The sequence below is a fragment of the Allobosea minatitlanensis genome (assembly GCF_964020775.1).
This window is the reverse complement of record NZ_OZ224509.1, coordinates 864,211-878,254: the sequence shown is the minus strand read 5'-3', so window position 1 is coordinate 878,254 and position 14,044 is coordinate 864,211. Positions and strand designations below refer to the sequence as shown.

The window sequence follows — 14,044 nt, the reverse complement described above, 5'->3', positions numbered from 1 at the left end:
CGTCGCGAACGCATGACAACGGGAGAGGTGGAACCATGGCGACCGAAGGACGGCTCAAGGCCTTCAACTTCAAGAAGTGGATCGCGGAGCACGAGCACCTGCTCAAGCCGCCGGTCGGCAACAAGAAGGTGTTCGACGACGGCCAGATGACCGTGATGGTGGTGGGCGGGCCCAACCAGCGCGCCGATTTCCACGACGACCCGGTGGAGGAGTTCTTCTACCAGCTCAAGGGCGACATGATGCTGAAGGTCGTCGATGACGGGCAGCATTACGACGTCACCATCCGCGAGGGCGAGGTCTTCCTGCTGCCGCCGCATGTGCGCCACTCGCCGCAGCGCCCGCAGGAAGGCTCGATCGGTCTCGTGGTCGAGCCGGCGCGCCATGCCGACCAGGTCGACGGCTTCGAGTGGTACTGCTTCGAGTGCAACGGGCTGGTGCATCGCATCGAGCTGAAGGTGGGCGATCTGGTCAAGGACCTGCCGCCGCTCTACGAGGCCTTCTTCGCCGATGAGAAGGCCCGCACCTGCAAGCATTGCGGCGCGCTCCATCCCGGCCGGAAGCCGCCGGAAGGCTGGGTCTCGCTCTGATGGCGCCGGGCCGAAAGGCGGACTCCACTTTTCGGCGAGCGCCATGCTGAAATAACAGGCAGGACCGCCTTGCGTCCGGACCGTGGCCCGGCGATCCTGCACCATCGCCGCAACGGCGTCGAACACCGGAACACGCATGAGCGCGGCGGCGCAGAAACGCCGCGTCGAACCATTTCAGAGGCAGAACGGAACGACGGGAGTCCATGATGAAACTGCGCGGATTGCTTTTCGGCATCGCGGCATCGCTGGCGGCGGGGGCCAGCGCCCTCGCCCAGCAGGCGCCGGTCAAGATCGGCATGATCACCACCCTGTCCGGCCCGGGCGGCTATCTCGGCCAGGACATCCGCGACGCCTTCAAGCTCGCCATCGAGATGGAGGGCGGCAAGCTCGGCGGCGTGCCGGTTGAGCTCACGGTCGAGGATGACGGGCTGAAGCCCGGACAGGGCAAGCAGATCGCCGAGAAGATGCTCAAGACCGACGGGGTGAAGATCCTGACCGGCATCGTCTTCTCCAACGTCGCCGGCGCGACCGTGCCCGACATCGTCGATTCAGGCGCGCTCTATGTCAGCCCCAACGCCGCCCCGTCCAACTTCGCCGGCAAGGAGTGCAACGAGAACTATTTCGTCGTCTCCTGGCAGAACGACAGCCTGCACGAGAGCGCCGGGCAGTACGCCACCAATCTCGGCTACAAGAAGGCCTTCATCCTCGCCCCGAACTACCAGGCCGGCAAGGACGCGCTGACCGGCTTCAAGCGCATGTTCAAGGGCGAGATCGCCGGCGAGGTCTATACCCGCCTCGACCAGACCGACTTCGCTCCCGAAATGGCGCAGATCCGCGCCGCCAACCCGGATGTGGTCTTCCAGTTCCATCCCGGCGGCGTCGGCATCGCCTTCCTGCGCCAGTACCAGCAGGCCGGCCTGCTCGGGAAGATCCCGATGGTGCTCGCGGCGCCCTCGCTCGATTCGACGACGCTCAACGCGGTCGGCGACGCGGCCGTGGGGCTGCACGTCACCAGCCACTGGAACACCGATTTCGACAACCCGGCCAACAAGGCGTTCGTCGAGGCCTGGACCAAGGCCTATAACCGCGTGCCGACCTATTACGCCAGCCAGGGCTACGACACCGCGCTCGCCATCGCCTCGGCGCTGAAGGCGACCGGCGGCAAGGTCGACGTCCCGGCCCTGCGCAAGGCGATGCGCAAGGCGGACTTCGCCTCGGTGCGCGGCGCCTTCAAGTTCGGCCCGAACCAGCACCCGGTGCAGGACTGGTTCGCCCTCGAGGCGCAGAAGGGCGCCGACGGCAAGCCGGTGCTGAAGACGGTCGGCAAGGTGCTGAGCAACCATAGCGACGTCTACGCCAAGGACTGCAAGCTCTGAGGCGCGCCGACCCCGCCGGCCGGCCAGCCCGGGCTGCGAGGTTCGCTCCGACCTGTGCTGATCGAGCTTGGAAGCACGCCGTCGTTCCGGGGCAGGCCGAAGGCCTGAGCCCGGAACCCGGAACCGATGCCGCCGGTCGGAGGTCGCGCCGGTAGCGGGTGTCTTTTCCGGCGCCCGCATCGGTTCTGGATTCCGGGCTCTGCGCTGACGCGAAGCCCCGGAACGACAGCAGAGTTTCCGTCCTCCAGAGGATTCCGGCTTCCGCAAAGATGACCCTCGTTCTCGAACAACTGCTCAACGGCCTGCAGTTCGGCGTCATGCTGTTCCTGCTCGCGGCGGGGCTGACGCTGATCTTCGGCATCATGGGCGTGATCAATCTCGCCCATGGCTCGCTCTACATGGTCGGCGCCTATGGCGCGGCCTTCGTGGCGGCGCAGACCGGCTCGGTCGTGCTCGCCATCCTTGGCGGCCTCGCCGCGGCGGCGATCGCCGGCATGGCGATGGAGCTCGTCGTGCTGCGCCGCCTCTATGCGCGCGACCATCTCGACCAGGTGCTGGCGACCTTCGCGCTGATCCTGATCTTCAACCAGGGCGTCACCATCCTGTTCGGGCGCCAGCCCCTCTTCGTCTCGGTGCCGCCGGCGCTGAACGGCTCGGTCCAGCTCCTGCCCGGCCTCGCCTATCCGGTCTACCGCCTGGCCATCATCGCGGTCGGGCTGCTGGTGGCGCTCGGGCTCTACCTGCTGATCAACCGCACCCGCATCGGCATGCTGGTCCGGGCCGGCGCCACCCATCGCGAGATGGTGCGCGCGCTCGGCGTCGACATCCGCCTGCTCTATACCGCCGTCTTCGGGCTCGGCGCCCTGCTCGCCGGCCTCGCCGGGCTGATGGCGGGGCCGATCCTGGCCGTGCAGGTCGGCATGGGCGAGCAGATCCTGATCACCACCTTCGTCGTCGTCGTCATCGGCGGCGTCGGCTCGATCCGCGGCGCCTTCTTCGGCGCGCTGATCGTCGGCCTCGTCGACACGTCCCTGCGCGCCTTCCTGCCCGGGCTGCTGCGCCATGCGATGACCGGCTCGGAGGCCGACGCGCTCGCCGCCGGCCTGTCCTCGATGGGCATCTATCTCCTCATGGCCGTCGTGCTGCTCGTACGGCCGAAAGGGCTCTTTCCCGCCCATGTTTGATCGCCGCAATGTCTGACAACACGATCGAGCGGGCCGCACCCGCCCCCCTCGCGATCGGGACGCTGCTGGCGACGCTCCTGCTCGCCGCCGCGCTGATCGCGCTGCCCTTCGCCATGCAGGCGCTCGGCCAGCCCGCGCTGGTGCCGCTGGCGAGCCGCGTGCTGATCTACGCCGTCGCGGCCGCGAGCCTCAACCTCGCCCTCGGCTTCGGCGGCATGGTCTCCTTCGGCCACGCCGCCTTCTTCGGCGTCGGCGGCTATGTCGTCGGCATCCTCTACCAGAGCTATACCGGCGACGAGCCCTTCCTCGGACTGATCCCCGGCACCGACCAGCTCCTGATCACCCTGCCGGCCGCGATCCTGGTGGCCGGGCTGCTGGCGCTCGTCATCGGCGCGCTGAGCTTACGGACAAGCGGCGTGCAGTTCATCATGATCACGCTCGCCTTCGCGCAGATGCTGTTCTTCCTGTTCGTCTCGCTCAAGGTCTATGGCGGCGACGACGGCATGACGATCCGCCGCCGCAATGCCCTGTTCGGCCTGAACACGCGCGACGACGCGACCTTCTATTTCATCTGCCTCGCCGTCGCGGCGGTGGTCTTCCTGCTGTTCTGGCGGATCGTGCGCTCGCGCTTCGGCCTGGTGCTGGCCGGCATCCGCCAGAACGAGCGGCGCATGGCCGCGATCGGCATCGCGCCCTATCGCTACAAGCTCGCCGCCTTCGTCATCTCCGGCATGGGCGCCGGCCTCGCCGGGGCGCTGATGGCCAATTACATGCGCTTCGTCAGCCCCGACATGCTGCACTGGACCAAGTCCGGCGAGCTGATGATCATGGTCATCCTCGGCGGCGTCGGCACGCTGCTCGGCCCGCTGCTCGGCGCCGCGGCGCTGGTGACGCTGGAAACCGTGCTGACCTCCTGGACCGAGCATTGGCAGCTCGTGCTCGGGCCGGTCCTGCTGCTGGTCGTGCTCTTCACCCAGGGCGGGCTCAACGGCCTGCTCGCCCGGCTGCGGCCCGGACGGAGCGCGCGGTGACCGCCCCGCTTCTCTCCGTGCGCGGGCTGCGCAAGCGCTTCGGCGGGCTCGTCGCCACCGACGGCGTCGATCTCGACGTGGTCGAGGGCGAGATCCACGCCCTGATCGGCCCCAACGGCGCCGGCAAGACCACGCTGATCACCCAGCTCTTCGGCGAGTTGACCCATGACGAGGGCGCGATCCGGCTGTCGGGCGAGGAGATCGGCGCGCTGAAGACGCCGCAGCGGGTCGCGCGCGGCCTCGCCCGCACCTTCCAGATCAACCAGCTCCTGCCCGACTTCAGCATGCTCGACAATGTCGCGCTCGCCGTGCAGGCGCATGCGGGCCACAGCTTCCGCTTCTTCGCCGATGCGCGCCGCGACGAGGGCCTGCGCTCCCGCGCCCGGCAGCATCTCGCCGCGGCCGGCCTCAGCCACCGCGCCGAGACGAAGGTCGCCGATCTCTCCCATGGCGAGCAGAAGCAGCTCGAATTCGCCATCGCGCTGGCCTGCGAGCCGCGCCTGCTGCTGCTCGACGAGCCGATGGCGGGGCTCGGCCACGCCGAGAGCGAGCAGATGGTCGCGATGCTGTCGGCGCTGAAGGGCCGCGTCACCATGCTTCTGGTCGAGCACGACATGGATGCGGTGTTCAAGCTCGCCGACCGCATCTCCGTGCTGGTCTATGGCCGCGTCATCGCCACCGGCACGGCCGAGGAGATCCGCGACAACCCGGAGGTGCGCACCGCCTATCTCGGCGAGGGAGACGCCTGATGCTGAGCGTGCGCAACCTGCAATCCGCCTATGGCGCGAGCCAGGTCCTGTTCGACGTCGCGCTCGACATCGCCGAGGGCGAGGTCGTGACCCTGCTGGGCCGCAACGGCATGGGCAAGACCACCACAATCCGCTCGATCATGGGCCTGCTCGCCCCCCGGTCCGGCGACATCCGCTTCGAGGGTCGCGCGGTGGCCGGCATCGCGCCCGAAAAGATCGCCCGCTGCGGCATCGGCCTGGTGCCCGAGGGCCGGCAGGTCTTCCCGACTCTCTCGGTGCGCGAGAACCTCGTCGCCACCGCCGCGAACCGGCTGAAGCGCCCCTCGCCCTGGACGCTGGAGCGGGTCTACGCCCTGTTCCCCCGCCTGCAGGAACGGGCCGGCCAGTCGGCCCGCACGCTGTCGGGCGGCGAGCAGCAGATGCTGGCGGTCGGCCGCGCGCTGATGACCAACCCGAAACTGCTGATCCTCGACGAGGCGACCGAAGGCCTCGCCCCGGTCATCCGCGCCGAGATCTGGGGCTGCATCGAGGCGCTGAAGGCGCAGGGCCAGTCGATCCTGCTGATCGACAAGAACATCAACGTGCTGAAGCGCATCGCCGACCGGCACTACATCCTCGAAAAGGGCCGCACGGTCTGGTCGGGCACGAGCGCCGACCTCGCCGCCAACGCCGAACTGGTGCACCGCTATGTCGGCGTCTGAGAACGACCTGCCCGAACTCGTCGCGCACAGCGCCGCGACCGATCCCGTCGAGGCCCTGCGCGACGCCCTGACCGAGATCCTGAACGGCCTGATCGCCGCGGGCTGCGGCCCGCATCATCTGTGCGGAATGGTCTGGGAGACGGACCGGCCCGCGGCCTTCCACCTGTCGCGCCACACGGTCGAGCTGGCCTGGCGCGAGGTCTTCGTCGGCTTCCGCCCGCCGATCGCCCTGCGCCCCGCGACCGCCCCCGGCCTGACGATCCGCGCCCGCCACGTCGCGCCGCAGCCTTTGCCCGACACGCTCGTCGACGGCTACGGCTTGCGCGAGCTCGGCCGGCAATACAGCCCGCGCCTCCAGGCCGACATGAAGGCGCTGTTCCGGCAATGGAGCCGCGACGGCGAGGCCTTCCGCGCCCGGCATGATGGCGTCGATCTCGCCTATGGCCCTGGCCGCTTCGAGACGCTCGACCTCTATCGTCGCGCGGACGCGGGCCGGGCGCCGGTCTTCGTCTTCATCCATGGCGGCTACTGGCAGGCCTCGGACAAGATCCAGCATGCGCAGTTCGCGCAGGGGCTGCTGGATGCCGGCTTCGCCGTCGCCATGCCGAATTACGGCCTCGCGCCCGACACGCCCCTCGAAGACAGCCTCGCCCAGACCGTCGCGGCGCTGAACTTCCTCGTCCGCGAGGCCGATGCGCTTGGCCTCGACGCAGCGCGGCTGCATCTCTGCGGCCATTCCGCCGGCGCCCAACTCGCCGCCATGGCGCTCTGCGCGCCGGACGCGCCGCCGATCGCCTCGGCCCTGCTGCTCTCCGGCCTCTACGAGCTGAAGCCGCTCGGCCATCTGCCGCTCGGCCGTTTGCTCGGCCTCGACGATGCCGCCCGCGCCGCGCGCCTGAGCCCCCTCGCTCATCCGCGCCCGAGCACGCCGCGCCTCGCGCTCGCCGTCGGGGCGGGCGAAAGCGACGCCTTCAAGGCGCAATCGGCCCGGCTCGCCGCCGCCTGGCAGGCGCCGGAGCCCCTGATCTGCCCCGGCTATCATTTCAGCATGCTCGACGGGCTGAATGGCGGCGCCCTGCTCGACCTCGCGCTGGCGACGGCCGCGCCATGACGCGAGCCCGCCGCCAGACGCTGCGCCTCGCCCTGATCGGCTGGGGCGCGATCAGCCGGCGCATCGCGGCGCTGCTGGCCGGCGCCTCCGACATCGGCATCGTGGCGGTCGGCGTCCGCAACGCCGCCGGGGCGGCGGACATCCCCGCCGGCGCCCGCCTCGTCACCGACCCGCAGGCGCTCGCGGGTCTCGATCTCGACCTTGTCGTCGAAGCCGCCGGGCGCGAGGCCGTCGCCCTCTGGGGCGAGGCGGCGCTCACCCATGCCGCGGCCGTCGCCGTCGCCTCGACCAGCGCCTTCTGCGACACCGCCTTGCTCGACCGCCTGCTCGAAACGGCGCAGGCGCATGGCAGCCAGTTGCTGATCCCGCCCGGCGCGCTCGCCGGCATCGACGGCATCGCGGCGGCCTCGCTGCTGCCGCTCGACGCCGTTGTCCACCGCATCGTCAAGCCGCCCGAGGCCTGGCGCGGCACGGCGGCGGAAGGCCTCGTCGCGCTCGACGGGCTGACCCGGCCCGCGACCTTCTTCTCCGGCACGGCGCGCGAGGCCGCCTCGCGCTTCCCGCAGAACGCCAATGTCGCGGTGATCTCGGCTTTGGCCGGCATCGGGCTCGATCGCACCCGCGTCGAGCTCGTCGCCGATCCGGCCGCCGGCGGCAACGGCCACCAGCTCAGCGTCCGCGGCGCCTTCGGCAAGCTCGACCTCGCGATCGAGAACCGGCCTTTGGCCACGAATCCGAAATCCTCCGAGATGACCGCGCTCGGCCTCGTCCGGCTGATCGAGAACCGCATCCGCCCGCTGGTGCGCTGAAAACGGCCCCGCCGGCCACGGCATCCCCGCGACCGCGGGGAGGCCGTGATCCACGGCTGATCGCCCCCGAAGAAGCCGAGGACCTGGATCCCGGGTCTCCGCTTCGCTCCATCCGGGATGACGCCGTCCCCCTCCTTTCGGCGTCATGGCCCATCGCGGAATTGATAAGGCAAACAATCTGAATTTATCTGATTTATCCGTCTGGATCGCGCAATGAGCCACGCCCTATCGTCCGGCGAAACCGGGGGAATGGCCCGGAGATTCACGCTGAACGCGCCAGCCGAGGCCTGCATGACGACCTATCCCGATCTCAAGCTCTATATCGGCGGCGCCTGGCGGAAGACGGCGGAGGAGCTGCCGGTCCTCAACCCGGCCGATGAAAGCGTCATCGGCGCCGTCCCCGTCGCCTCCCAGGCCGATCTCGACGACGCGCTGGCCGCCGCCGCCGAGGGCTTCAGGCTCTGGAGCCGCACCGCGCCGCGCGAGCGCGGCGCGATCATGCTCAGGGCCGCCGCGCTGATGCGCGAGCGCGCCGAGGAGATCGCCCATGCGATCACGCTCGAGCACGGCAAGCCGTTCAGGCAGGCCTGCCTCGAGGTGGTGCGCGGCTGCGAGTTCTTCGAATGGGATGCGGCCGAGGGCCAGCGTACCTATGGCCGCGTGGTGCCGAGCGAGCCCGGCATCCGTTACATCGTCATGCGCCAGCCGGTCGGCATCGTCGCCGCCTTCTCGCCCTGGAACTTCCCGATGAGCCAGCCCGCGCGCAAGATCGCCGGCGCGCTCGCCGCCGGCTGCGCGATCATCATCAAGGCGGCGGAGGAGACACCGGCCGGCGCGCTCCACATCGCCCGCGCCTTGCACGATGCCGGCCTGCCGCCCGGCGTCTTCAACCTCGTCTTCGGCGTGCCGGCCCGGATCTCGGACTATCTGATCCCGAAGCCGCAGACCCGGCTCGTCGCCTTCACCGGCTCCACCGCCGTCGGCAAGCATCTCTCGGAGCTCGCCGCCCGGCACATGACGCCGGTGCTGATGGAGCTCGGCGGCCACGCCCCGGTCATCGTCTGCGACGATGTCGACCCCGTCGCCGCCGCCCAGGCCTCCGCCACCCGCAAGGTCCGCAATGCCGGGCAGGTCTGCACCTCGCCGACGCGCTTCTTCGTGCAGGAGGCGATCTTCGAGCGCTTCGCCCGGAGCTTCGTCGAGAAGGCCCGCGCGACCGTCGTCGGCAACGGCCTCGACCCGGCCACGGAGATGGGCCCCGTCGCCAATCACCGCCGCATCGAGGCGCTGGAAGCCCTGACCGCCGATGCCCGTGCCCGCGGCGGCCGCGTCCTGACCGGCGGCGAGCGCATCGGCAATCGCGGCTATTTCTTCCCGCCGACCGTGCTGACCGAGCTGCCGGACGACGCCCGGGCGCTGCGCGAGGAGCCCTTCGGCCCGATGGCGATCATCAACCCGGTGCGCTCGGTCGAGGAGGCGATCGAGAAGGCGAACGCCCTGCCCTTCGGGCTCGCGGCCTATGGCTTCACCCATTCCGCCGCCCGCGCCGATCTGCTGGCCGAGGGCATCGAGGCCGGCAACGTCTCGATCAACACGCTGGAGGCCTCGGTGGCCGAGGTGCCCTTCGGCGGCGTCAAGGACAGCGGCTATGGCCGCGAGGGCGGCGCCGAGGGCCTCGACCACTACATGACCATCAAGACGCTCTCGCACCGCATGGCGATCTAGGAACATCCGCCCGAAAAGCGGAACGCGGTTTTCGGGAAAAGCCGGTGCGAGGTCAAAGAGCTGGGGTATCGGACTGAATACGATATTCAGCCCGATACCCTAGGCGCGCGCCCGCCGGCCCGCGGGATTCTCCGGCGGCAGCAGGCGGCCGGAGCCGGAGAGGATGCTGGCGGCCAGCGCCCGCGCCGCCGCCTCATGCGACTGCCCGCCGACCACGACGAACTCGATCGAGCCCAGCCGCGGCAGGGCCTCGCGCGGCTCGACCTCGGCCAGCCCGGGCGGGATCAGCCGGGCCGAATGGGCGGTGACGCCGAGCCCGGCCACCGTCGCGGCGCGCAGGCCCGCCAGGCTGCCGCTGGTGCAGGCGACCCGCCAGGCCCGCCCGGCCCGCTCCAGCGTCGCGATCGCATGCATGCGCGAGATGCTCGGCGGCGGATAGAGCACCAGCGGCACCACCGGCTGCTCGGCCAATCGTGAGCCCGGCCGGCCGATCCAGACCAGGCGTTCCTCCCAGGCGACGACGCCGCGCGCATCGCCGGTGCGGCGCTTGACGAAGATCAGGTCGAGATCGCCGGCATCGTATTGCTCGTAGAGCCGGCCGCTCAGCCCGACCGTCAATTCCAGGTCGACGGCGTGATGCTGCATGGCGAACTCGGCCAGGATCTCCGGCAGCGCCGTGAAGGCGAAATCCTCGGAGACGCCGAGCCTGAGCCGCCCGCGCAGGGTCGAGCCCTTGAGGTAGTGCTCGATGCGGCTGCCTGCTTCCAACACCTGCCGGGCGAAGGGCTGGATCGCGTCGCCATCCGGCGTCGGGCGCACCTCATGGGTATCCCGCGCCAGCAGCTTGCGGCCGACCCGCTTCTCCAGCCGCGCCACATGCTGGCTGACCGAGGATTGCCGGAGGCCGAGCTGCCGCGCCGCCTCGGTGAAGCTCAGCGTCTCGCAGACCTTGAGGAAGCTGCGCAGCAGGACGGGGTCGAGCGGTTTCGGATCGGCACGCATGGCCATCATGATTCATGATAGGCAATATCATGTCCAGTCCGGATCAAAATGATGCGGCGATCTGTTAGGAAGCCGTCCTCGCTGTTCAGGAAGGCCCGGATGATCCGCCGCACGCTCGCCCGCTTCGGCATCGACCCCTATCTGCTCGCATTGCTGGGCACGGTCGCCGTCGCGATCCTGCTGCCGGCGCGCGGACAGGGCGCCGTCGTCGCGAACCAGGCCGTCTCGGTCGCGGTCGCGCTGCTGTTCTTCCTCTATGGCGCGCGACTCTCGCCCAAGGCGGTCTGGGAGGGGCTGCTGCACTGGCGGCTGCAATCCCTCGTCTTCGCCAGCACCTACATCCTCTTCCCGCTCCTCGGCCTCGGCCTGACCAAGGCGTTCGGCGCCTGGCTCTCGCCGGCGCTCATCCTCGGCCTGATGTTCGTCTGCGTCCTGCCCTCGACGGTGCAGTCCTCGATCGCCTTCACCTCGATCGCGCGCGGCAACGTCGCCGCGGCCCTGTGCAGCGCTTCGGTCTCGAACCTGTTCGGCATGGTGGTGACGCCGCTGCTCGTGATGCTGCTGCTCGATTCCAAGGGCGTCGGCTTCAGCGCCGAGGCGATGAAGAGCATCGCGCTGCAATTGCTGCTGCCCTTCGCCGCCGGCCAGCTCCTGCGCCCCTGGATCGGCGCCCTCCTGCAGCGCTACAAGGCGGTGATCTCGATCGTCGATCGCGGCTCGATCCTGCTCGTGGTCTACGACGCCTTCAGCGAGGGCATGGCCGCCGGCATCTGGTCCCAGGTCACCCTCGGCGATCTCGTTATGGTCATCCTGCTCGACATGGTGCTGCTCGCCGCCGTGCTGGCGATCACCACCCTGCTCAGCCGGCGCCTCGGCTTCTCGAAGGAGGACGAGATCGTCATCGTCTTCTGCGGCTCGAAGAAGAGCCTGGCCAGCGGCATTCCGATGGCCAACATCCTCTTCCCCGGCCAGGCGCTCGGCCTCGTCGTCCTGCCGCTGATGCTGTTCCACCAGATCCAGCTCTTCGCCTGCGCCACCCTGGCGCAGCGCTACGCCAGGCGCCCGGCCGAGCCGCACCCCGAGCCGACCGCCCCCGCCATGCTCGGCTCGGCGAAAGCCTGAGCAGGCCTTCCACCTAGCCAAACCTTGACCTTGCCGATCTCCGGCGCGCCCCTACATGAAGACCAGTCGCCCGTACCCGGATACGGGCCCCTTCATGGAAGGGCAGGCGGAGACGAGGCGAGGCCCTGCGCGGTCCGGGCCGGCTTCGCCGGATGTCTCCAGGGAGAGCCGCGGCGGCCGCCCGATGGCGGCGTCACGGCGTCACGGCGGTCGCCCGCCTTCCGGTGGATCCGGCCGTCGCCGACGATGGAGGATTGCATGACCCTGAGCGAGAAATCCCAGCGCGAGATCCGCAAGATCGCCTATGCCATCTGGATGCAGGAGGGGCAGCCGGAAGGCCGCGACCGGGAGCACTGGGAAGCGGCCAAGGAGATCTGGGCCTTCCGCAGCCACAACCATGCCCTCGCCGACGAGGGCGAGGACGATAGGACGGCTGCCTCCGGCCCGGGCGAGCGCCAGCGGCCGGAGCATGGCCGCCCGCTATAGCGGGCCGGACACCCCCGCCGCCTCAGCGCCGCGGGGCCTCTCGGGCAAAGGCCGTCACCGGCAGGCCTTCAGGGGCAAGTATAGCCGGCGGGAGTCGCGGCGCAGCGCGCGCCGGTCGGCAGGATCAGCGCGCCGCCCCGGTCGCGGCGGACATAGTCGCCATTGGGAAGCTGGAAGCCGCCCGTGACATCGGGCGTGACCCGGGTGCCGTCGGGCAGGACGAGCTGGCCGCCGTCGCGCCTGATCTGCTTGGCCACGCCGGCCTGGGGCGCGGGGGCCGGTTCCGGGCGGCCGGACACGCAGCCCGCGAGGAAGAGCGCGATGGCGCCGACCGATATCGATGTCCTGATCATGACCTCACCTTTGCCGCGTCGATGAGAAACCGAAGGGCGACGGCGGCCGGAACCGCCATCGCCCGCATAGTGACGCCGCGACGGGCGGCTGGGAAGCCGCCCGCGGCCGCATGCCGAGACCGGGCCTGCCGTGCAGGCCCGGCCGGTCCGGCTCAGTACACCCAGCGGCAGACGCGCTCCCGCCGGCCGAAGCGGTTGCGGCGGACGGTGCAGACCTGGCGGCGCGGCCGGGGGCGGCGGTGGCGCGGCCCGCGATGATACTGGGCCTGTTCGATCGGCGTGCCATCGGGCAGCGTCGCGGCCTTCTCGGCCGGCGTGGCGCCGAGGACGGGAGCGGCGGCGCCGAGCGCGGCGGCATCGGCCTTGCCGGAGATGGCGACGGTCGCAGCGCCGGCGGACAGGGCGAACAGCCCGAGCAGGAAAGAGCGTCGTTCCATGAAATGGTTCTCCAATCGAATCAAAAAAGACCCAGTCGAATCAAACGGGACCAGGCTATTCCCCAAAACGGCAGATCGACAACAATGTTTCGTTAACGGAGCCGAATTGATCTCCGCGATATCGGCGCCGGAAAGGCCTGCGCAGCCGAATCGCAATGCTGGCGGAACCGGATCGCGATCTGGAACGTTGACGCTTTTCGCCCCATGCCCTGAAGCGATGATTATCCGACTATCTGGCCACCCGTGGGCTGGTCTTGGAATCCCCCGCAGCCACGGCCCCGGCGGCGCGAGCCCGCGCGGACAGGCCGGGCCGCCGGCGGCCCGGCCCCGCTTCGCCGAAAGGAAAAAGGGTTCCGCCGCTCAGGGCGCCGGCGGCGTGCCGTGGGTGTGGAAGCTCTCGATCGTCCGGAGCCCCCAGGCCTGGCCCTTCTTCCGCTCCGCCTCGGTCCAGGTCACGGTCTGCCAGTCGGGATCGAGGATGAGGCGGGCGCCGGCATTGGCGATCTCGACGCGGTTTCCGGCCGGCTCGTAGACATAGAGGAAGAAGGTCTGCTGCACCGCGTGCTTGTGCGGACCGGTCTCGATGAAGACGCCGTTCTCCAGGAAGAGATCGGCCGCCTCCAGGATGTGCTCGCGCTGGTCGACCGCATAGGTGACGTGGTGGAAGCGCCCCCGCGCGCTGGTGTGGTCGCGGGTGTAGGCGATGTCGTAGCTCTTGTTGTTGACCGTGAACCAGCAGCCGCCGACCTCGCCGGAATCCAGCACGATCTGCTCGGTGACGCGGCTGCCCAGCGCCTTCGGCATGAAGTCGCGGATCGCGGCGACGTCCTGCGCCAGCAGGTTGAGATGGTCGAGCCGGCGCACGGCGCAGCCGCGGCCATGGTTGCGCTGCGCCTGGTTCTTCAGCGCCGGCCGCTCGCCTTCGGGCGCGACGTATTTGCGGGTGTCGAAATAGATCTCGAAGACATGGTTGTCGGGGTCGCGGAAGCGATAGGCCCGGCCATGGCCGAGATCGCCCTCGCTCCAGCCGATGCCGGCGCCCATCGCCTCGATCGCCGCGACGCGCCGCAGGAGGGCCGCCTCGCTGGAGGCGCGATAGCCGATATGGCCGACGCCGGTGGTGTTCGAGGCGGTCAGCTTCAGCGTGTGGAACTCATAGTCGTCCCAGGCTCGCAGATAGACGGAATCGCCCTCGCGCCCGCTCTCCGTCAGCCCGAAGACGTTCACGAAGAAATCGAGGCTGGCCTCGGGCTTGTTCGTGAAGAGCTCGACATGGCCGAGATGGGCGACGTCGAAGCAGGGCTCGCTGCTCATCCCCGAAATCCTTTGAAGTCTTGTTTTTCGACGGAACCGCCGAGTCATCCCGGATCT

Annotated in this window: 15 protein-coding genes; 11 read left to right on the top strand and 4 right to left on the bottom strand. The window is 69.7% G+C overall.

What is annotated here, in order from left to right:
• The first annotated feature begins 35 nt into the window (after positions 1–35).
• The 9 genes from ACWH43_RS04165 (at position 36) to ACWH43_RS04125 (ending at position 9,273) form a co-directional block, all read left to right on the top strand.
• Complete coding sequence (locus tag ACWH43_RS04165) at positions 36–587, top strand: 3-hydroxyanthranilate 3,4-dioxygenase (protein ID WP_158444290.1); 552 nt, start codon at positions 36–38, stop codon at positions 585–587.
• 206 nt (positions 588–793) lie between these two features.
• Complete coding sequence (locus ACWH43_RS04160) at positions 794–1,963, top strand: ABC transporter substrate-binding protein (RefSeq protein ID WP_158444333.1); 1,170 nt, start codon at positions 794–796, stop codon at positions 1,961–1,963.
• Positions 1,964–2,232: 269 nt separating this feature from the next.
• The gene (locus tag ACWH43_RS04155; protein WP_158444291.1) at positions 2,233–3,147 is read left to right on the top strand and encodes a branched-chain amino acid ABC transporter permease; all 915 of its coding nucleotides are present in this window, start codon (positions 2,233–2,235) and stop codon (positions 3,145–3,147) included.
• Positions 3,148–3,155: 8 nt separating this feature from the next.
• On the top strand, positions 3,156–4,178 hold the full coding sequence (locus ACWH43_RS04150; protein WP_158444292.1) for a branched-chain amino acid ABC transporter permease: 1,023 nt from the start codon (positions 3,156–3,158) through the stop codon (positions 4,176–4,178).
• A complete protein-coding gene (locus ACWH43_RS04145; protein ID WP_158444293.1) occupies positions 4,175–4,927 on the top strand; it encodes an ABC transporter ATP-binding protein in 753 nt (250 codons plus the stop codon). Before ACWH43_RS04150 ends, ACWH43_RS04145 begins: the two co-directional genes overlap by 4 nt.
• Positions 4,927–5,628, top strand: coding sequence for an ABC transporter ATP-binding protein (locus tag ACWH43_RS04140; RefSeq protein WP_158444294.1), 702 nt, complete (start codon positions 4,927–4,929; stop codon positions 5,626–5,628). Before ACWH43_RS04145 ends, ACWH43_RS04140 begins: the two co-directional genes overlap by 1 nt.
• Positions 5,615–6,739, top strand: a complete 1,125-nt coding sequence (locus ACWH43_RS04135; RefSeq protein ID WP_158444295.1) for an alpha/beta hydrolase — start codon at positions 5,615–5,617, stop codon at positions 6,737–6,739. Before ACWH43_RS04140 ends, ACWH43_RS04135 begins: the two co-directional genes overlap by 14 nt.
• A complete protein-coding gene (locus tag ACWH43_RS04130; RefSeq protein WP_158444296.1) occupies positions 6,736–7,548 on the top strand; it encodes an aspartate dehydrogenase in 813 nt (270 codons plus the stop codon). Before ACWH43_RS04135 ends, ACWH43_RS04130 begins: the two co-directional genes overlap by 4 nt.
• Before the next feature lie 291 nt (positions 7,549–7,839).
• Positions 7,840–9,273 (top strand): NAD-dependent succinate-semialdehyde dehydrogenase, encoded by a 1,434-nt coding sequence (locus tag ACWH43_RS04125; RefSeq protein WP_158444297.1) that lies wholly within the window; start codon positions 7,840–7,842, stop codon positions 9,271–9,273.
• A 99-nt stretch (positions 9,274–9,372) separates the two neighbouring features.
• Here ACWH43_RS04125 and ACWH43_RS04120 read toward each other — a convergent pair whose 3' ends face one another.
• Complete coding sequence (locus tag ACWH43_RS04120; protein WP_448153405.1) at positions 9,373–10,281, bottom strand: LysR family transcriptional regulator; 909 nt, start codon at positions 10,279–10,281, stop codon at positions 9,373–9,375.
• Positions 10,282–10,374: 93 nt separating this feature from the next.
• Here ACWH43_RS04120 and ACWH43_RS04115 point away from each other — a divergent pair, with 93 nt between their 5' ends.
• Positions 10,375–11,397, top strand: a complete 1,023-nt coding sequence (locus ACWH43_RS04115) for a bile acid:sodium symporter family protein (RefSeq protein WP_158444299.1) — start codon at positions 10,375–10,377, stop codon at positions 11,395–11,397.
• A 258-nt stretch (positions 11,398–11,655) separates the two neighbouring features.
• The gene (locus ACWH43_RS04110; RefSeq protein ID WP_158444300.1) at positions 11,656–11,883 is read left to right on the top strand and encodes a DUF2934 domain-containing protein; all 228 of its coding nucleotides are present in this window, start codon (positions 11,656–11,658) and stop codon (positions 11,881–11,883) included.
• A gap of 68 nt (positions 11,884–11,951) precedes the next feature.
• Here ACWH43_RS04110 and ACWH43_RS04105 read toward each other — a convergent pair whose 3' ends face one another.
• From ACWH43_RS04105 to ACWH43_RS04095, 3 genes are all read right to left on the bottom strand, one after another.
• Positions 11,952–12,236, bottom strand: coding sequence for a hypothetical protein (locus ACWH43_RS04105; RefSeq protein WP_158444301.1), 285 nt, complete (start codon positions 12,234–12,236; stop codon positions 11,952–11,954).
• Positions 12,237–12,388: 152 nt separating this feature from the next.
• Entirely contained in the window at positions 12,389–12,673 is a 285-nt protein-coding gene (locus ACWH43_RS04100; protein ID WP_260348892.1) for a hypothetical protein, read from the bottom strand.
• A gap of 360 nt (positions 12,674–13,033) precedes the next feature.
• Positions 13,034–13,987: a catechol 2,3-dioxygenase gene (locus tag ACWH43_RS04095; protein ID WP_158444303.1), complete on the bottom strand. Its 954-nt coding sequence runs from the start codon at positions 13,985–13,987 to the stop codon at positions 13,034–13,036.
• Positions 13,988–14,044: the final 57 nt, after the last annotated feature.